This window comes from Pseudomonas sp. NY15364 (assembly GCF_048068235.1).
GTDB lineage: Bacteria > Pseudomonadota > Gammaproteobacteria > Pseudomonadales > Pseudomonadaceae > Aquipseudomonas > Aquipseudomonas mendocina_D.
This window is the reverse complement of record NZ_JBLUPX010000016.1, coordinates 48877-65933: the sequence shown is the minus strand read 5'-3', so window position 1 is coordinate 65933 and position 17057 is coordinate 48877. Positions and strand designations below refer to the sequence as shown.

Annotated in this window: 15 protein-coding genes and 2 tRNA genes; 5 read left to right on the top strand and 12 right to left on the bottom strand. The window is 63.0% G+C overall.

Annotation, left to right across the window (positions count from 1 at the left end):
• Positions 1-175: 175 nt before the first annotated feature.
• From ACNFCJ_RS14880 to ACNFCJ_RS14845, 8 genes are all read right to left on the bottom strand, one after another.
• Positions 176-949 carry an SDR family oxidoreductase gene (locus ACNFCJ_RS14880; protein ID WP_416772125.1) on the bottom strand — a complete coding sequence of 258 codons (774 nt, stop codon included), beginning with the start codon at positions 947-949 and terminating at the stop codon, positions 176-178.
• Positions 950-1135: 186 nt separating this feature from the next.
• Positions 1136-1837, bottom strand: a complete 702-nt coding sequence (gene tsaA, locus ACNFCJ_RS14875) for a tRNA (N6-threonylcarbamoyladenosine(37)-N6)-methyltransferase TrmO (protein WP_416772124.1) — start codon at positions 1835-1837, stop codon at positions 1136-1138.
• A 9-nt stretch (positions 1838-1846) separates the two neighbouring features.
• Positions 1847-2053 carry a hypothetical protein gene (locus tag ACNFCJ_RS14870; protein ID WP_416772122.1) on the bottom strand — a complete coding sequence of 69 codons (207 nt, stop codon included), beginning with the start codon at positions 2051-2053 and terminating at the stop codon, positions 1847-1849.
• Between the two features lie 43 nt (positions 2054-2096).
• On the bottom strand, positions 2097-2807 hold the full coding sequence (locus ACNFCJ_RS14865) for an rRNA pseudouridine synthase (RefSeq protein ID WP_416772121.1): 711 nt from the start codon (positions 2805-2807) through the stop codon (positions 2097-2099).
• Positions 2808-2909: 102 nt separating this feature from the next.
• Positions 2910-4232, bottom strand: coding sequence for a 30S ribosomal protein S12 methylthiotransferase RimO (gene rimO / locus ACNFCJ_RS14860; RefSeq protein ID WP_416772120.1), 1323 nt, complete (start codon positions 4230-4232; stop codon positions 2910-2912).
• Between the two features lie 97 nt (positions 4233-4329).
• Positions 4330-4878 carry a cytochrome b gene (locus tag ACNFCJ_RS14855; RefSeq protein ID WP_416772119.1) on the bottom strand — a complete coding sequence of 183 codons (549 nt, stop codon included), beginning with the start codon at positions 4876-4878 and terminating at the stop codon, positions 4330-4332.
• 135 nt (positions 4879-5013) lie between these two features.
• Positions 5014-5090: transfer RNA gene (locus ACNFCJ_RS14850), tRNA-Met, on the bottom strand.
• A gap of 114 nt (positions 5091-5204) precedes the next feature.
• Positions 5205-5281: transfer RNA gene (locus ACNFCJ_RS14845), tRNA-Met, on the bottom strand.
• Between the two features lie 136 nt (positions 5282-5417).
• On the opposite strand from ACNFCJ_RS14845, the gene dinB reads away from it, so the two are divergent.
• The gene (gene dinB / locus ACNFCJ_RS14840) at positions 5418-6470 is read left to right on the top strand and encodes a DNA polymerase IV (RefSeq protein ID WP_416772118.1); all 1053 of its coding nucleotides are present in this window, start codon (positions 5418-5420) and stop codon (positions 6468-6470) included.
• Positions 6471-6701: 231 nt separating this feature from the next.
• Here dinB and ACNFCJ_RS14835 read toward each other — a convergent pair whose 3' ends face one another.
• The 4 genes from ACNFCJ_RS14835 to ACNFCJ_RS14820 are packed head-to-tail and all read right to left on the bottom strand — an operon-like array spanning position 6702 to position 11319.
• Positions 6702-7100: an META domain-containing protein gene (locus ACNFCJ_RS14835; protein WP_416772116.1), complete on the bottom strand. Its 399-nt coding sequence runs from the start codon at positions 7098-7100 to the stop codon at positions 6702-6704.
• 4 nt (positions 7101-7104) lie between these two features.
• Positions 7105-7536, bottom strand: coding sequence for a hypothetical protein (locus tag ACNFCJ_RS14830; protein WP_125834578.1), 432 nt, complete (start codon positions 7534-7536; stop codon positions 7105-7107).
• Between the two features lie 27 nt (positions 7537-7563).
• A complete protein-coding gene (locus tag ACNFCJ_RS14825) occupies positions 7564-8559 on the bottom strand; it encodes a 2-hydroxyacid dehydrogenase (protein ID WP_416772114.1) in 996 nt (331 codons plus the stop codon).
• A gap of 9 nt (positions 8560-8568) precedes the next feature.
• Positions 8569-11319, bottom strand: coding sequence for a response regulator (locus ACNFCJ_RS14820; RefSeq protein ID WP_416772112.1), 2751 nt, complete (start codon positions 11317-11319; stop codon positions 8569-8571).
• Positions 11320-11439: 120 nt separating this feature from the next.
• Between ACNFCJ_RS14820 and ACNFCJ_RS14815 the strand changes: the two genes are divergently transcribed.
• The 4 genes from ACNFCJ_RS14815 to ACNFCJ_RS14800 all read left to right on the top strand — a co-directional run bounded on the left by ACNFCJ_RS14815 (position 11440) and on the right by ACNFCJ_RS14800 (position 16963).
• The gene (locus tag ACNFCJ_RS14815) at positions 11440-12150 is read left to right on the top strand and encodes a response regulator transcription factor (protein ID WP_416772110.1); all 711 of its coding nucleotides are present in this window, start codon (positions 11440-11442) and stop codon (positions 12148-12150) included.
• Positions 12147-13484 carry a histidine kinase sensor domain-containing protein gene (locus tag ACNFCJ_RS14810; RefSeq protein WP_416772108.1) on the top strand — a complete coding sequence of 446 codons (1338 nt, stop codon included), beginning with the start codon at positions 12147-12149 and terminating at the stop codon, positions 13482-13484. Before ACNFCJ_RS14815 ends, ACNFCJ_RS14810 begins: the two co-directional genes overlap by 4 nt.
• 317 nt (positions 13485-13801) lie before the next feature.
• Positions 13802-15886 carry a TonB-dependent receptor domain-containing protein gene (locus tag ACNFCJ_RS14805; protein WP_416772106.1) on the top strand — a complete coding sequence of 695 codons (2085 nt, stop codon included), beginning with the start codon at positions 13802-13804 and terminating at the stop codon, positions 15884-15886.
• A 111-nt stretch (positions 15887-15997) separates the two neighbouring features.
• Positions 15998-16963, top strand: coding sequence for a siderophore ABC transporter substrate-binding protein (locus ACNFCJ_RS14800; protein ID WP_416772104.1), 966 nt, complete (start codon positions 15998-16000; stop codon positions 16961-16963).
• The last annotated feature ends 94 nt before the right edge of the window (positions 16964-17057 follow it).

Genomic DNA, 17057 nt, shown 5'->3' with positions numbered 1-17057 from the left:
TACAGTGCTGTGGGAGTTGGTGCGACAGTTCCGCACCTGATAAGGGCGAGCCGGTACGCGGCTGCGGACGGGCGTAGGGCGGACTCAGGAGCGCCAGCGAACAGTCCGCCGTCTTCGGTGTGGCAAAAGTTCTGACGGCGTACTGCTTCGCGAGTACGCCCTGCAGCGCTGCCCCTCAGCCCAGGTGAAAACCGCCGTCGATGGGGATGATGGCGCCGGTCATGTAGGCACCGGCGCTGCCGGCCAGGCTCAGCGCCAGTGCGGCCATCTCTTCCTCACGCCCCCAGCGCTTCATCGGGATCACTGCGGTATCGGCGGCCAGCGCCGCTTCGTCATCGGCGATGAAGCGGGTCATCTTGCTCGGGAAGCGCCCCGGGGCGATCACGTTGACGTTGATGTGATCGCCCACCAGTTCCTTGGCCAGCATGCGCGACAGCTGATGCAGCGCGGCCTTGCTCGGCCCGTAGGCGTAGGCCTGTTCACCCATGGCGCTGATGCCGGCCACCGAGCCGATATTGATCACCCGCGCCGGGCAGTCCGCCGAGCCGGCCTTGCGCAGCAGAGGCAGCAGTTGCTGGATGCAGCCGAACACCGAGGTGACGTTGAGCTGCATGACCTTCTCCCAGCCCTTGGCCGGGTAGTTCTCCAGCGGCGCGCCCCAGGTGGTGCCGGCGTTGTTGACCAGGATGTCCAGCTTGTCGATGCGCCCGGTCAGTTCGGCAGCCAGCGCCTGCACGCCTTCCTCGCTGGCCAGGTTGGCGGCTATGCCGGTGCATTGGCCCAGCGCCGACAGCTCGCTGGCGGTTTGCGCGCAGGCTTCGCCGTCACGGGCACAAACATAGGCATGGGCGCCTGCCTCGACGAAGGCCTTGGCGATCATCAGGCCAATACCGCGGGTGCCGCCAGTGACCAGGGCAGTGCGCCCGGCAAGGGAGAAGTAAGGATGCATGGAAAGGCCTCGCGAGATGGTGAGGGCTTCACCCTAGGGCCTGGCAGCGGGGAATGCAGGCATCATTGCCGGCCGAAATGACGCTTTATGCGTTTTGTCTGGTCGCGGTTGAAGCCCTCCCAGGGAATCAGCGCCCTGTGTGGGATTTGCTCATGCAGAGGCTCTCGCGCATTTGTGGGTGGGGCTTTAGCCGCGACTCGCCATCTGCACATCCAGCACCCGGATGCGCCCCGGCTCGGGGTAGTGCCAGTGCACGTCAAGATCCCAGAAGCGCGCGCCATAGCGGCGTTCCGGCTCTGGCTGTTGGTAGGCCGGACGTGGGTCTTGCGCCAGGCATTGCTCGATCAGCTCCACCAGCGGTTCGTTCAGGCGCAGCGCATGCTGGCGCGCCAACGGCAATGCATCGGCATTCCATTCCACCGGGATCAGCCGTGGCGCGCCATCGGCCATGTCGTTGCGCGCGTCGGCCACGGTATCGGCGTAAGGCACGTAGGGCTTGATATCCAGCACCGGTGTGCCGTCGAGCAGGTCGATGCCGGACAGATGCAGACGCCCCGGCTCCACTCGCTCCAGGCGCACCACCGACTGGCCGATGCCGTTGGGGCGGTGGGTGGCGCGGGTACTGAATACGCCCACCGACTGATTACCGCCGAGGCGCGGCGGCCTGACTTTCAGCCGTGGCTTGTCCTCCAGCGCCTGGTGAAACAGAAACAGCAGCCAGACATGACTGACCTGTTCCAGGCCCTGCACGGCTTCGCCCTGATCGAAGGGCGGCAGCAATTCCAGTACCCCGCGCGCGGCAGGCGCCAGTTGCGGCTGACGAGGGATGGCGAATTTTTCCTTGAAGCAGGAACGCACGATACCGACAGGCGAAACCAGATGCTGCATGGCGTCCTCTTAGCGGCTGTGCACAGGCGCGTCTTGCGCTACCCGGCAGCCGGCATCGCGGAAGGGGCCGGTGAAACGAATCCAGCCGTCACCAGGGCTGACCTGGGCGCAGGTCAGGTGGCCGTCGACCTTGCTCTGCCAGAGGAAGAAGGGGGCTGGCGCGGCCAGGGTGGGCAGGCTCAGGGCAAGTAGGGCGGTGAGTAACAGGGTACGCATGAGGGTGGTCTCCAGAGCGTGACGCACACAGCCTAACACGGCCTCAGAAACGTTCCTTCTCACCCAGATAGCGCCACTGCCCGGAAGGCAGTTTGGCCATGGGTACGCCGCCGATACGGATGCGCTTCATGCTCAGCACTTTCAGGCCCAGCGCCGTGCAGATCTGCCGCAGCAGGTCAGGAGCCGGATTCTTCAGGGCGAAGCGCAGGCGCTGTTCGCTCTGCCAACTGGCCTTGCACGGTGGGAACTGCGTGCCCTTGTGCAGCCAGCCTTTCTTCAGGCGCTCCAGCGCGCTGGCGGGCGCCTCGCCGGCGACCTCGACCAGGTATTCCTGCTCCAGCTTGGCCGCGTCCTCGCGCAGCTTGCGCTGTGTGCGCCAATCCTGGCTGAGCACCATCAGGCCGCTGGCGCCGGTCTGCAATGGCAGGCTCTGCTCCTGGCGCAGGAAGTGGCCATGCAGGATGCGCTGGGCGTGTGGGTCTTGTTCCCAGTGTCGTTCGCGCACCAGCAGATGTTGCAACTGCGCGGCGTTACAGCCAGCCGCACCATGCACCAACAGGGTGACGGGCTCTACCGGTTCAAGCGTGGCATCCGGATGCAGCTCGATACGCTGATCTTCGATCTTGAATTGCGGCACCTCGACCACCTGGCCGTCCACCGTCACCCAGCCGCCAGTGATGTACAGATCGGCCTCGCGGCGCGAGCAGCCGAACAGTTCGATGACGCGCTTGGACAGACGGGTGGCTTCGCTCATTACGGCGCTCGACAAAAAGAAGGTCATTGTACCGACAAGGCGTTGCGCTGCCGGAAAGAAAAAGCCCCGCATGCTGCGGGGGCCGTCATGCAGGGATCTGGCTCAGACCAGCTCGCCCCACATATCGTACTCGTCGGCATCGACGATGCGCACACGCACCTTGTCGCCCGGCTTGACGTTGGGGGAGTCAATGAACACGCTGCCATCGATCTCCGGGGCGTCGGCCCAGGAGCGCGCCACGGCGCCTTCGCCATCCACTTCGTCGACCAGTACGTCCATCTCCAGGCCGATCTTGGCCTGCAGACGCGCCGAGCTGATCGCCTGCTGATGGGCCATGAAACGCTCCCAACGCTCCTGTTTGACCTCATCCGGTACCGGCTCCAGGCCCATGTCGTTGGCCGGCGCGCCTTCGACCGGGGAATACTGGAAGCAGCCGACGCGGTCGAGCTGAGCTTCGGTCAGCCAGTCCAGCAGGTACTGGAAGTCTTCCTCGGTCTCGCCAGGGAAGCCGACGATGAAGGTGGAGCGGATAGTCAGTTCCGGGCAGATCTCACGCCACTTCTTGATGCGCGCCAGGGTCTTGTCTTCGAACGCGGGGCGCTTCATCGACTTGAGCACTTTCGGGCTGGCGTGCTGGAAGGGGATGTCCAGGTAGGGCAGCAGCTTGCCGGCGGCCATCAGCGGGATCACGTCATCGACGTTGGGGTAGGGGTAGACGTAGTGCAGGCGCACCCACACGCCCATCGACGACAGCGCTTCGCACAGCTCGAGCATGCGCGTTTTCACCGGCTGGCCGTTCCAGAAGTCCAGCTTGTACTTCATATCGACGCCGTAGGCGCTGGTGTCCTGGCTGATCACCAGCAGCTCTTTCACGCCGGCCTTGACCAGGCGCTCGGCTTCGCTCAGTACGTCGCCCACTGGGCGGCTGACCAGCTTGCCGCGCATCGACGGGATGATGCAGAAGCTACAGGTATGGTTGCAGCCTTCGGAAATCTTCAGGTACGCATAGTGGCGCGGGGTCAGCTTGATGCCCTGCGGCGGCACCAGGTCGATCAGCGGGTTGTGCTCGGTCTTCGGCGGGATGACTTCGTGCACGGCATTGACCACCTGCTCGTATTGCTGCGGGCCGGTGACGGCCAGCACGCTCGGGTGTACGTCGCGGATGCTGTCCTCGGCCACGCCCATGCAACCGGTGACGATCACCTTGCCGTTCTCGGCCAGCGCCTCACCGATGGCGTCGAGCGACTCGGCCTTGGCACTGTCGATGAAGCCACAGGTATTGACCACCACCACGTCGGCATCCTGGTAGGTCGGTACGATCTCGTAACCTTCCATGCGCAGTTGGGTCAGGATGCGTTCGGAGTCGACAGTCGCTTTCGGGCAGCCGAGCGAGACGAAGCCGACTTTCGGGGTGGCGGTGGACATGCGGGCTAACCTCTAACGGGCGCCTTGTGGGCGCCTCTGATCAAAAAGTGCGCAATTCTAGCGGCGGATCGGGCACTTGACCAGAGGCGTCTTCACCTCAATTGCGCCCCGGCAGCATGCGCGTCAGGGTGTTATCGCGCACCACGTAATGGTGATACAGACCAGCGACCGCGTGCAGGCCGATCAGCCAGTAGCCGGCGCTGCCAGCCAGTTCGTGCAGTTCCTTGATCTGCCCGGCCAGTGCCTTGTCCGGGCCGACCAGTGCCGGCAGCTCCAGGCCGAAGAAGGGAATGGGCTTGCCGGCGGCGCTGAGAATCAACCAGCCAGCCAGCGGCGCGCCGATCATCAGGGCGTACAGGGCCAGGTGCATCAGCTTGGCGAGCAGGTTTTGCCAGCTCGGTGGCGCGGGCTGGATGGCCGGGGTAGGGCTCAGCGCACGAGCGAGCAGGCGCAACCAGACCAAGGCGAAGACGCTCAGACCGAGCATGAAGTGCCATTGCTTGAGCAGCTCGCGGGTATCACTACCTTTGGGGAAATTGCCCTTGAGTTCGATGCAGGCGTAGACGGCGGCGATCAGAATCAGCATCAGCCAGTGCAGGCCAATGGACAGGCTTCCATAACGTGGTGGGGTGTTCTTCCAGTTCATACAGGCTTCCTCGGTAATGTCCTGCATCTGTGGCAGGTGTCTCCAGCATAGGCCCGCTTGGCTTATGTGAAGCTGAGGAAGATCAATACTCGGAAACGAAAAAGGCCACTCGTTTGAGTGGCCTTTATCTGAAGGTGGTTGCGGGAGCAGGATTTGAACCTACGACCTTCGGGTTATGAGCCCGACGAGCTACCAGACTGCTCCATCCCGCGGCGGCCATTCTACTCGGGGAGAAAGTTTTGTCAATCGGTTTCTTGCTTTTGATCGAAAATGCTAATCGACAGGCAAACAAAAAGGCCACTCGCGAGAGTGGCCTTTTCGGAAGGTGGTTGCGGGAGCAGGATTTGAACCTACGACCTTCGGGTTATGAGCCCGACGAGCTACCAGACTGCTCCATCCCGCGGCCGCCATTCTACCGGTAGAGAGCTTTGCGTCAACTATTATCTTCAAAAAACTGTTTTCAACTCAGATGGTTAGCCTCAAACAACTGTTAGACTCCAGCGAGTTAGACCAGACCTGGCAAGGCTTTCGAGGGTGTTGTGCGCAAGATAATCCACGTTGACTGCGACTGCTTTTACGCCGCCATCGAGATGCGTGACGACCCGAGCCTGGCCAATCGTCCGCTAGCCGTTGGCGGCTCGGCTGATCGTCGTGGAGTGATCGCCACCTGCAACTACGAGGCACGTGCCTATGGCGTGCGGTCGGCGATGTCCTCGCGGCATGCGCTGAAGCTGTGCCCGGACCTGCTGATCGTCAAGCCTCGCTTCGAGGTATACCGCTCGGTTTCCCGCGAGATTCACGGCATTTTTCGCCAGTTCACAGACTTGATCGAGCCGTTGTCGCTCGACGAAGCCTATCTGGATGTCAGCGAGTCGGCGCATTTTGCTGGCAGCGCCACGCGCATTGCCCAGGAAATTCGCCGCCGCGTGGCGCAGGAGCTGCACATCACCGTGTCGGCAGGGGTGGCGCCGAACAAGTTCCTGGCCAAGATCGCCAGCGACTGGCGCAAGCCCAACGGGTTGTTCGTGATCACCCCGGATCAGGTCGACGATTTCGTTGCCGAGTTGCCGGTGAACAAGCTGCATGGCGTCGGCAAGGTAACGGCCGACAAGCTGACGCGCCTGGGGATTCGTACCTGCCTGGATCTGCGTGAATGGAACAAGCTGGCGCTGGTGCGTGAGTTCGGCAGTTTTGGTGAGCGCTTGTGGCGCCTGGCCCACGGCATAGACGAACGTGCCGTGCAGGTGGACAGTCGTCGCCAATCACTGAGCGTCGAGAACACCTACGATCAGGACCTGCCCGACCTGGAGGCCTGCCTGAAGAAGCTGCCGGCGCTGCTCGAGGAGATGAACGGTCGTTTGCAGCGGCTGGACGCCAGCTATCGACCGGACAAACCCTTCGTCAAAGTCAAATTTCACGACTTTACCCAGACCACCCTTGAGCAGGCGGGGGCCAGTCGGGATCTGGAAAGCTATCGGCTATTGCTGAGCAACGCCTTTGCCCGGGGCGGCAAGCCGGTGCGCCTGCTCGGGGTGGGCGTCAGGCTGCATGATCTGCGCGGGCGGCAGGAGCAGCTGGAGCTGTTCGCGTAGGTGCTGTTGTGGGAGGGGCTTTAGCAGGCTGTTGAAAAACTACCTGCGTTGCCATTGCTGCGTTAAAAACAGGCTCAAAATGCTCATTTACAGATCGTAAACTCCGCTTTTTCGCCTGTTTTTGCCTTGCACTGGCTGCCTCGCCTACGTTTTTCAACGGCCTTTTAGCCGCGATCATCGATAAAGACGTCGCCGCTGAAGCGCCTCCCACAGAGTATCCACGCGGCTCGATTATTGCGGCCAGAGGCGAATCGGTTTGCCGCTGGCCGGCCACAGTTGCAGTTGGCCGATGTCGTTGAAGTCCCAGCGCTGCACTTCCGTCAATGCTGCTAGAAAGCGCTGCTCCTGTTCCATCAATGAAGGCGCGCACATCTTGCGGGTGCTACCCGGGGTTTCGAAACGGACGGCGTCACCTTTTAAGATGTAGCCAGCGAACCAGTGATTGCAGCCGGCGTGACCGTGAGCGCGACCGTCAGCGGCAAAAGTCACGGTCAGGTGGCTGCGGTCTATCAGCGGGCGTTCGCCGATCCATTCCACTTGGTAGCTGCGTTCGGTTTCCAACTGCGGTGCGTCGCTGGCGCAGCCGACCAAGGTGGCGGCGAGCAGGGCGATGGGCAGGGCGCGACTCATGCTGTCAGGCCTCCTGGCAGGTGCGGCATAGGTGGCGACCAGCGTCGTTGCGCCAGCCCAGCTCGGTGATGCGGGCTTCGGCGGCTGGCGCTTGCGCGGCTTTGCCAAGAGCCGCATCGACGGCGAATTCGAAATCCAGCTGCTTGCCGCAGCTGTCGCAGTTCACCTGCCAGTTATGGATGGCCAGTTCCTTGAACTGCGGACCCTTGCACACGGCCAGCCATTGGCCGGGCGGGTTGATCAGGTGGCGAACCTTCTCCACTTCCAGGCGCATGTGCAGGTCGCGGCTGCCCTTGAGGGTGACCAGCAGCACGTCGTTGGCCTGGATCGAGCCGCCGTTGCCGGTGACCTGGTAGCGGCCCGGCGCCAGTGCGCGGCATTCGGTGAGGGTGTGTTGCGGGTTGAGCAGGGAATAACGGAAATCGTGTTCGGCCATGGGTCCTCCGGATCAGCCGGCATGCTATCACGCGCCGGCCTTGACCTCATTGCTTGGCCGGCCGGCTAGCCAGGCCTCGATGTTGTCCAGGGTGGTGTGGGCGATGGCTGCGAGTGCCTCGTGGGTGAGAAAGGCCTGGTGCGCGGTGATGATGACGTTGGGGAAGCTCAGCAGGCGGGCCAGGGTGTCGTCCTGCAGCGGCAGGTCGGAGTGATCCTCGAAGAACAGCTCCGACTCTTCCTCGTAGACGTCCAGGCCCAGGTAGCCGAGCTGGCCGCTCTTCAGCGCTTCGATCAGTGCGGGAGCATCGACCAGGGCGCCGCGACCGGTGTTGATCAGCATGGCGCCGCGCTTCATCTGGGCCAGGCGTTCACGGTCGATCAGGTGGTAGCTGGCATCGGTCAGCGGGCAGTGCAGGCTGAGGATGTCGCTGCTGGCGATCACCTCATCCAGCGGCGCCTGGCGTGCGCCCAGGGCCTCCAGCCCGCTCAACGGGAACGGGTCGTGGATCAGCACCTGACAGCCGAAGCCTTGCATGATGCGGGCGAAGACCTGGCCGATCTTGCCGCCGCCGACCACGCCGACGCACTTGCCATGCAGGTCGAAGCCGGTCAGACCGTGCAGGGAAAAGTCCCCTTCGCGGGTGCGATTGAAGGCCCGGTGGGTGCGTCGATTGAGGGCCATGATCAGGGCCACCGCGTGTTCGGCCACGGCGTGGGGCGAATAGGCCGGCACCCGCACTACCGGCAGGCCGAGACGCTGCGCCGCTGCCAGGTCGACATGGTTGTAGCCGGCCGAGCGCAGGGCGATCAGGCGCGTGCCATCAGCGGCCAATTGCTCCAGCACCGGGGCGGACAGGTCGTCATTGATGAAGGCGCAGACCACCTCGCTGCCTTTGGCCAATGCCACGCTGTCGGCGGTCAGGCGTGTTTCGTGGAACTGCAGATGCCAGTCGGGCGGGCAGTTTGCCGCGAGAAACGAGTCACGGTCATAGGGTTTGCTGCTGAACAGGCAGATGCGCATATGGGGTCCTCAAGCGCTTTGCGCGGCGGCTTCGCTCAGGCGCTCGATCGCTGCGTCCAGCTCGTCCAGGGCACGCTGAGCTTCGGGGTCGTCCTGTTTGAGCAGGGTCTCGCTGCGCTGGCAGGCAGCGCGCAGCTGGGGCACGCCGCAGTAGCGGGTAGCGCCGTGCAGGCGGTGAACCCGCTCGATCAGCGTTGTGCGTTCACCGCTAGCGCGAGCCTGGCGGATGGCCTGACGGTCACCGGGCAGGCCTGCCAGCAGCATGCTCAGCATATCGGCGGCCAGGTCGGGCTTGCCGGCTGCCAGACGCAGGCCTTCCTCATTGTCGAGCACCTTGGGTTGCGACTGCGCAGGGGCGGGCGGGGCGGCCTTGTGCGTTGGGGCGTTGCGCAGGTTAAGGCCGGTCCACTTGAGCACCACCTGGGCCAACTGGCGGTCGTTGATCGGCTTGGTCAGGTAGTCGTCCATGCCGCTTTGCAACAGGGCGCGCTTCTCGTTGGCCAGGGCATGGGCGGTGAGGGCGATGATCGGTGTGGTGCTGCGGCTCTGTTCGCTTTCCCATTGGCGAATCACTTCGGTAGCTTCGCGTCCATCCATGCCGGGCATCTGCACGTCCATGAACACCAGGTCGAAGCTGTCCTGCTGCACCGCTTCTATCGCCGCGTAGCCGCTGTCGACGGCAGTCACCTGGGCACCAAGATCGTCGAGCAGGGTCTGCACCAGCAGCAGGTTCGCCGGGTTGTCGTCGACGCAGAGAATCTGTGGTCGGCGGGTATCGCTGATCACCACCGGCTCGCTGATCGGCCGTTGTGGGCTGACCAGTTCTAGCAGCGCTTTATGCAGCTTGCGTGTGCAAGGGGGCTTGGCCTGCAGCTGGTTATAAGCGTCGGGCAGCGAGTCGTGGAACAGGCCCAGCTCGGTGGTCGGGCAGAGTACCAGCGCTTTGCAGCCGAGGCGGTCGAGATCCCATATCCGTTGGCCGAGACTCTCGGGCGCCAGCTGGCTGGCGGTAATGCCCAGCACTGCCAGGCTCAGCGGGCGTTCGCGCGTGTGCTGGTTGTTCACCGCTTCGAAGAGCTGAGCGGGATCGGAGAAACTCTCCACCTCCAGGCCGCAGTCCTCAAGCTGGTGGGTCAGTGCCTGGCGCGCCAGTTCGTGACTTTCCAGCACAGCCACACGACGCCCCTGAAAGGCTGCGCGCGGCAGATCTTCGGCATCGTCGCGTGCCTTGGGCAGGGTCAGGGTGATCCAGAATTCCGAGCCTTCGCCTGGCGTGCTGTCGACGCCGATCTCGCCGCCCATCTGCTCGATCAGGCGCTTGGAAATCACCAGGCCAAGGCCGGTGCCGCCGGCCTGGCGGCTGAGCGAGTTGTCGGCCTGGCTGAAAGCCTGGAACAGCGCACGCAGGTCCTCATCCGACAGGCCGATGCCGGTGTCCATCACGCTGATGCGCAGCTGCGCGCTGTCGGCGCTCTCGTCCTCGACCATGGCGCGCATGACGATGGTGCCTTCGCGGGTGAACTTGATCGCGTTGCTGACCAGGTTGGTCAGTACCTGCTTCAGGCGCAGCGGGTCGCCGCGCAGGGCCAGCGGCGTGTCGCGGTAGATCAGGCTGACCAGTTCCAGCTGCTTTTCATGGGCTGCGGGGGCGAGGATGGTCAGGGTGTCCTGTAGCAGGTCACGCAGGTTGAAGGGGATGGATTCGAGCATCAGCTTGCCGGCTTCGATCTTGGAGAAGTCGAGCACCTCGTTGATGATGCCGAGCAGGCTGTCGGCGGACTTCTCGATGGTCGACAGATAGTCCTGCTGGCGCGGGCTGAGCTCGCTCTTCTGCAGTAGGTTGGTGAAGCCGAGAATGCCGTTGAGCGGGGTGCGGATCTCGTGGCTCATGTTGGCCAGGAATTCGGACTTGATACGGCTGGCTTCCAGGGCCTCCTTGCGCGCGAAGTCCAGTTCGATGTTCTGGATCTCGATGGTCTCCAGGTTCTGACGCACGTCTTCTGTGGCCTGCTCGATGCTGTGTTGCAGTTCTTCCTGGGCGTTCTGCAGCGCCTCGGCCATGCGGTTGATGCCAGAGGCCAGCTCGTCCATTTCATGGCTGCCCAATGGTGGTAGGCGGGTTTCCAGATGACCGTCCTTGAGCTGTGCGACCCCGGCCTTGATCGCGCGCAGTGGGCCGTTGATGCTGCGGCTCATGCGCAGGGCGAGCAGGGCGGTGACGGCAAGGCCGCCGGCGATCAGCAGCAGGCTGGCGAACAGGCTGCGGTAGCCGCTGAGCAGTGTGCCCTGGTGCGAGAGTTCTAGCTCGACCCAGCCGAGCAGCTCCAGTTGACCGTCTTCGGCGAGGGTGTCGTTGAGCACCAGGTGCTGGTCGTAGACCGGCAGCAGAAAGCGCGTGGCATCCTGGCCACTGAGCAGGCTGACGCCCGGCTGGCCGCTGGGCGTGGGGTTGAGCATGCTGGGGCCGGCGTGCGCCAGGGAGGCGCGCTCAGGGGCAAGAAAACCGACCGCACGAACGTCCGGGTGCTCCAGCGCCTGCTGGGCGATACGCTCGAGCTTCTTCACGTCCTTCTGTTCCAGAGCCGGCGCCGCCAGGGGGGCCAGGTGTTCGACCAGCATCTCGCCGCGCTGCAGCAATTGAGTCTGCAAGCCCGATAGCTGCACCCAGGTGAAATAACCGCCCAGCACCAAGGCCAGCAGGCTGGTGGGCAGCAGGGTGAGCAGCAGTACGCGCCCTTTGATGCTGAGATCTTTGAACACGACCTTCCTCCTTCGGAACATCTGGGCAGTGTAGCGATTCGGCGCGGGGGAATCTGTAGGTGTGAGATTAGCGTTTAGTAGATAGAATTGTTCGCATTCAATGTCTCCCGGTTGACCACCATGATGACCCGTACACCTACCTCGGCTCGCATCCTTGCCGTCGAGGATGACCCCTTGCTTGCCAGCCACGTGCAGTCGCACCTGATGAGCTGCGGGTTCGACGTGACCTTGAGTCACGATGGCAGCGAAGGTTTGCAGTTGGCCGAAAGCGAAGATTTCGATCTGGTGCTGATGGACATCCTTCTGCCCGGCACCAATGGCCTGGAGGTGCTGCAGCGTCTGCGTCAGCGCCGCAGCGTGCCGGTACTGCTGATGTCGGCCCTGGGCGATGAGCAGAATCGCATCGCCGGGTTCAGTCAGGGTGCCGACGATTATCTGCCCAAACCTTTCAGCCTCGGTGAACTCGGCGTGCGGGTCGAGGCGATTCTGCGTCGGGTCGCCTATGAGCGTCGCGAGCAGCACCTCGGCAGCGTCGACGGTGGCTTGCAGTTCGATGAAGGGCGCAGCGATGTCGCCTTCTCAGGTACCTGGGTGGGCCTGACGCCCAGTGAGTACCGCGTGCTGGAGTTGCTCTGGCGGCATCGCGACGAGGCCCTGAGCAAGCCCTTCCTTTATCAGCAGGCATTACGTCGTGCTTATTCTCAGCATGACCGCAGCCTGGACATGCACGTCAGCCATATCCGTCGCAAGCTGCAGGCCCTCGGCTACGAGGCCGCGCGCATCGATACCGTGTGGGGCAAGGGCTACGTTCTGGTCAATTCCTGCATATGAGTCTGCCGGGTAGACACTCACTGCTCTGGCGCCTGGCCGGTGCGCTGGCCCTGTTCTGTCTGCTGCTGGTCAGCCTGCATGTGGACGTCGGCCGCGAGCTGATCGAGGCGACGTCTTATCTGCCCGATTCCACCCGGCAGACGCTCAAGGGTTATGCCCGAGAAGCGGAAACGGCGTGGCAAGAGGAGGGCGCGCCGGGTGTCGATACCTTTCTCCAGCGGTTGCAGGAGCGCGAGCGAATCTGGGCCGTGGTGGTCGATTCGCACAAGCACTCGCTGTCCTCGCAGCCGTTGAACACCGAGCAGGAGCAGCGCCTGGACTTCGTTCGCAGGCTCGATTTCTCCGTAGGACGGCCGGGCGGTACGCCAACCTTCTATATCCCCTTTGCCGACAGCGATGCCCGGCTGGTGATGGAGCTGCCGCAGCGCCTGAATCCGCGCCGGTACAACGAGCTATGGGAGCTGCTGCTGCAGCGCGTATTGCCGGCGATTCTGGCAATCGTCGTGGCGCTGCTGCTGTACCGTCTGCTGATCGCTCCGTTGGCGATCCTCCGGCGGCAGGCTGCCGCGCTCAGCGCTGGCGACCTTTCCGCCCGACTGGGGCCGCAGGTGACAAGGCGCAAGGATGAGTTGGGCGAGCTGGCGCGAACCTTCGATCATATGGCCGAACGACTGGATGGCACCGTGGCCTTCCAGCGCCAGCTGCTGCGTGATCTGTCCCATGAATTGCGTACGCCATTGGCCCGCTTGCGCGTGGCAGGGGAGAGCGAGCAGGACGGCGAGGCGCTGCGTCAGCGCCTGGCGCGTGAGATCGAGGAAATGGAAAAGCTGGTCGGCGACGCCCTAGAGCTGGTCTGGCTGGATACCGAACGGCCCAGCCTGCCACTGGAAGAGGTCGATCTCGGTCGGCTCTGGGACGTGATCAGGGAGAACGCCTGCTTCGAGAGCGGCTGGGCCATCGAGCGCATGCCCTGCCAGCTGCCTGCAGACTGTCGGGTGCTGGGCAACCTCAACGGCCTGGCACAGGCTCTGGAGAACATCCTGCGCAATGCCATTCGCCACTCGCCCGACGGCGGTGTGGTACGCCTGGCCGGGCGGCGTGAAGGGGGGCAGTGGTTGCTGTGGATCGAGGATCAGGGACCGGGAGTCGCCGAGGGCGAACTGGAAGCCATCTTTCGTCCCTTCACCCGGCTCAGTGCCGCACGGCCTGGTGGCGATGGCTTCGGTCTGGGGCTGGCCATCGCTCGCAGCATGATCGCCACCCAGGGCGGTCATCTATGGGCGGAAAACGCCAGGCCAGGGCTGCGGCTCAAGCTGCGCCTGCAAAGTGTATAGTTCGTAAATTCGATTTACTCTCAAATGTAAATAAATACTATTTGCGCCGAGCCTGTCAGGGCCGGCGGATAGTCGCAATGCTTTTTCCTTCCTGATGCGTCGCTGGCGACGCTGCGCCGTTTTGCTCCGGTCCTCTACATGGCTTTCGGCCTTCGTCACCGCTCGGTCGGCTGAGCCAGGCGAGCGTTGCTGATGTGCCGAGATGAAGTCGCCAGCCAGGCGATGTCCGGGGTGTGCAGGAGGAGGGCTTCTGTGCGGGACGGTCGCTGGCAGTCAGCCGACAACTCGATTCACTTCGATCACAGGGAGCCATTCACATGCCATTCAATACGCGACGTCTCGATGCACCGGCGCGTCCCGCAAGCACGAAAACCCTTCTGGCGATCACGTTGGCTTCGTTGGCCTGCTCGGTGGCTGCCGAAGAGCAACCCAAGCAGCTGGAGCTTGGTGCGGTAGTGGTCACTGCAACGGGCTTCGAGCAAAGCGTCAAGGATGCTCCCGCAGCCATCACGGTCATTTCCGCCGAGGAGTTGAAGAAGCGCTCCTATACCGATGTGACCGACGCGCTGAAGAATGTGGCCGGGGTACAGATCGCGGGTGGCGGGGTGGAGCGCTCGATCCAGATCCGCGGTATGACCTCGGGCTATACGCTGTTTCTGATCGATGGGCGGCCGATGCAGGGCAACGACTCCTTCGGCCTCAACGGTACCCAGAACGGTACGCCGATCAATTTCCTGCCACCCATCGAGGCGATCGAGCGCATCGAAGTCATTCGTGGCCCGGCTTCGTCCTTGTATGGCTCCGATGCCATGGGCGGGGTGATCAACATCATCACCAAGAAAATTCGCAACGAGTTCGCCGGTAGCGTCACCACCGAGTACAGCCTGGCCGATAGCGCCAACAAGGTGAACGAGGACGGCTATCAGACCAGTGCCTATCTGAATGCGCCGCTGATCGAGGATGTGCTGGCCCTGCAGGTCAACGGTTCATTCCTGCATCAGGACGAAAGCCATTTCCTCGGCGGTGACGACAGCGCTGCCTCCGATCCCAGGTACAGAAGAAGCAACCTGGGCGGCAAGCTGGGCTGGAACATCAACGAGCAGAACCTGGTCACCTTCAACTACAACGAAGCGCTGCAACGCCGTTGGGCCAATCCGGGCAAGAGCATCGACGTGGCCGACGAGCCGAGCTACAACGAGTCGATCCTCAAGACCTACGCCATCACCCACGAAGGGCGTTACGACAACCTGCTGCTGGATACCTACGTCAACTACGACACCTCGGAGAACCCGACGCGAGTCAACGCCAATACCGGCAATGGCATCGAGTACAGCGTACTGACGGCCAATACCCAGGCGACCTATTTCCTTGGCTCCCACGCACTGACAGGTGGCCTGACCCACAAGTACGAAGAGCTCAAGGACGGTGCCAGCAGCGGCCTGCGCCCGCCGGTCGTTGCGGTTGCCGATGCCGTCGTGGAGATGGAGCGCTACCAGAATTCGATCTTCCTGGAAGACAACTGGAGCCTGACCGACGACCTGTCGCTGACCCTCAGTGCCCGCTACGACGACAACGAGGCGTTCGGCAGCGAAGTCAGTCCCAAGGTCTATGCCGTGTATCACCTGACCGAGAACTTCACCCTCAAGGGCGGCGTGACCTCCGGTTACAAGGCGCCCAGCCTGCGCCAGGCCGCCACCGATTTTGGCTCCAGCTCAAGGGGCGGCGTAATCATCGGTAACCCCGAGCTGACGCCGGAGACCAGCCTCAACCGCGAGATCGGCATCGGTTACGAAAACTTCGATCTGGGCCTCAACACGACCCTGGCTGTCTATCAGACCGACTACAAGGACAAGATCAACCGTACTGGCCGCGTCTGCCAGCCGAACGTGCCCTGCGTATACAACGGCACTACCTACCCGGCGCATCAGTACGGCTACACCGCCTACGAGAACGTGGACGAGGCGGAGCTGAAGGGTGTGGAGTTCACCCTGGATTACCAGCTGCTCGACAACCTGATGTACCGCCACAGCTACACCTATACCAGCACGGAGCAGAAGACCGGTCAGTACAAGGGCGAGCCGCTCAACGACATGGCCAAGCACATGTTCAACGTCTCGTTGGACTGGCAGGCCACGGAGAAATTGAACCTCTGGACCCAACTCAACTACCGGGGCGAGACATCCGGCCGCTGGCAGACCGGTACCAGCGGCGCGTCCACCAACGGCGTGACCTACCCGTCCTATACCTTTGCCGACGTCGGTCTGGTGTACAGGCCGACCAGGGATCTCAGTCTGAAGTTCGGCGTGTACAACGTCACCAACAAGGAAGTCACCACCGACGATGACTACGCCTACAACCTCGATGGCAGGCGATACGTGTTCGGCCTGACGCAGAACTTCTGATCCGCAGCGCCTTAATCAGGCCGCCCTGGAGCCCCTCCGGGTGGCCTTTGGCGCCAGCTCCTGGCGCGCCGCTACGGCATCCACGAATACTCAAAAAGCGAGGAAAGCGATATGACGCTGTTCAAGCGTACCCTGACGAACCTGCTGTACCTTGGCGCGCTGATGTGCGCAGTGTCGGCCGCCCAGGCCGCCTACCCGCTGGCCATCGAACATGGCCAGGGCAAGCTGACACTGAGCGAGACGCCCAAGCGCGTCGCCGTTTTCGATCTGGGCGTGCTCGACACGCTCGACGCCCTTGGCATCGCCGCCGAAGGCGTGCCGCAGATGTCAGGGCCGGCCTACCTGAAGGCGAAATACGAAGGGCGCAAGGCCGTCAATGTTGGCACCCTGTTCGAGCCGGATCAGGCGGCTTTGGAGCGTCTCAAGCCGGACCTGATCATCATCGGCGGTCGTTCCAGCAATCAGTTCAAGGCGCTTTCGGCGCTGGCGCCGACTATCGACCTGAGCATCGCCCCAGCCCACTTCCTGGCAGGCGTGCAGGGTAATCTGAAAGTGCTGGGCGAGATCTTCGAAAAGCAGGCGCAGGCCGCACAGCTCCAGACACAGCTGGATAAGGAACTGGCTGCCGTTCATGCAAAGACTACCGGCCAGAGCGCGCTGACGCTGTTCACAGTTAATGACGCGCTGATGCTGCATGCGCCGGGCGAGCGTTTCGGCATGCTCAACGAAGTGCTGGGTACTCGCTCGGTGGTCGAGTCGGTGGACCCGGCGAGTGCTGCGCAGGGGCGCCCGGCGCCGGATTCACCGGAGGCCAGACAACTGCGCGAGCGGCAGAAGGTGCGCCTGGAGGCAGCGTTGCAAGAACAGCCGCAGTGGCTGGTGATCCTCGATCGTGGTGCGGCGACCGGTGGCGAGGGCAAGGCCGACGAAACCCTGGGCAAGCATGCCGGCATAGCAGCCAGCAAGGCCTGGATCGATGGCAAGGTGTTCTATCTCGAGCCGGCGACCTGGTACATCGCCACTGGTGGCTATCAGGGGTTGATGAGTACCCTGAAGGATTTCGCCGCTGCGCAATAAGATGTGACATGACCCGGATGCAGTCCGGGTCATGTCTCGATCATGCTCTGCAACCGATCATGGCGTGATGAACCGACGGGTTCGGCGTATCATG

Bases quoted from the DNA above. Each gene is read 5' to 3' on its own strand.
- ACNFCJ_RS14830 (WP_125834578.1), bottom strand. From the start codon at position 7,536: ATGGCCGAACACGATTTCCGTTATTCCCTGCTCAACCCGCAACACACC.
- ACNFCJ_RS14800 (WP_416772104.1), top strand. From the start codon at position 15,998: ATGACGCTGTTCAAGCGTACCCTGACGAACCTGCTGTACCTTGGCGCG.
- ACNFCJ_RS14810 (WP_416772108.1), top strand. From the start codon at position 12,147: ATGAGTCTGCCGGGTAGACACTCACTGCTCTGGCGCCTGGCCGGTGCG.
- ACNFCJ_RS14855 (WP_416772119.1), bottom strand. From the start codon at position 4,878: ATGAACTGGAAGAACACCCCACCACGTTATGGAAGCCTGTCCATTGGC.
- ACNFCJ_RS14825 (WP_416772114.1), bottom strand. From the start codon at position 8,559: ATGCGCATCTGCCTGTTCAGCAGCAAACCCTATGACCGTGACTCGTTT.
- rimO (WP_416772120.1), bottom strand. From the start codon at position 4,232: ATGTCCACCGCCACCCCGAAAGTCGGCTTCGTCTCGCTCGGCTGCCCG.
- ACNFCJ_RS14870 (WP_416772122.1), bottom strand. From the start codon at position 2,053: ATGCGTACCCTGTTACTCACCGCCCTACTTGCCCTGAGCCTGCCCACC.
- ACNFCJ_RS14815 (WP_416772110.1), top strand. From the start codon at position 11,440: ATGATGACCCGTACACCTACCTCGGCTCGCATCCTTGCCGTCGAGGAT.
- tsaA (WP_416772124.1), bottom strand. From the start codon at position 1,837: ATGCAGCATCTGGTTTCGCCTGTCGGTATCGTGCGTTCCTGCTTCAAG.
- ACNFCJ_RS14835 (WP_416772116.1), bottom strand. From the start codon at position 7,100: ATGAGTCGCGCCCTGCCCATCGCCCTGCTCGCCGCCACCTTGGTCGGC.
- ACNFCJ_RS14865 (WP_416772121.1), bottom strand. From the start codon at position 2,807: ATGAGCGAAGCCACCCGTCTGTCCAAGCGCGTCATCGAACTGTTCGGC.
- ACNFCJ_RS14880 (WP_416772125.1), bottom strand. From the start codon at position 949: ATGCATCCTTACTTCTCCCTTGCCGGGCGCACTGCCCTGGTCACTGGC.
- ACNFCJ_RS14805 (WP_416772106.1), top strand. From the start codon at position 13,802: ATGCCATTCAATACGCGACGTCTCGATGCACCGGCGCGTCCCGCAAGC.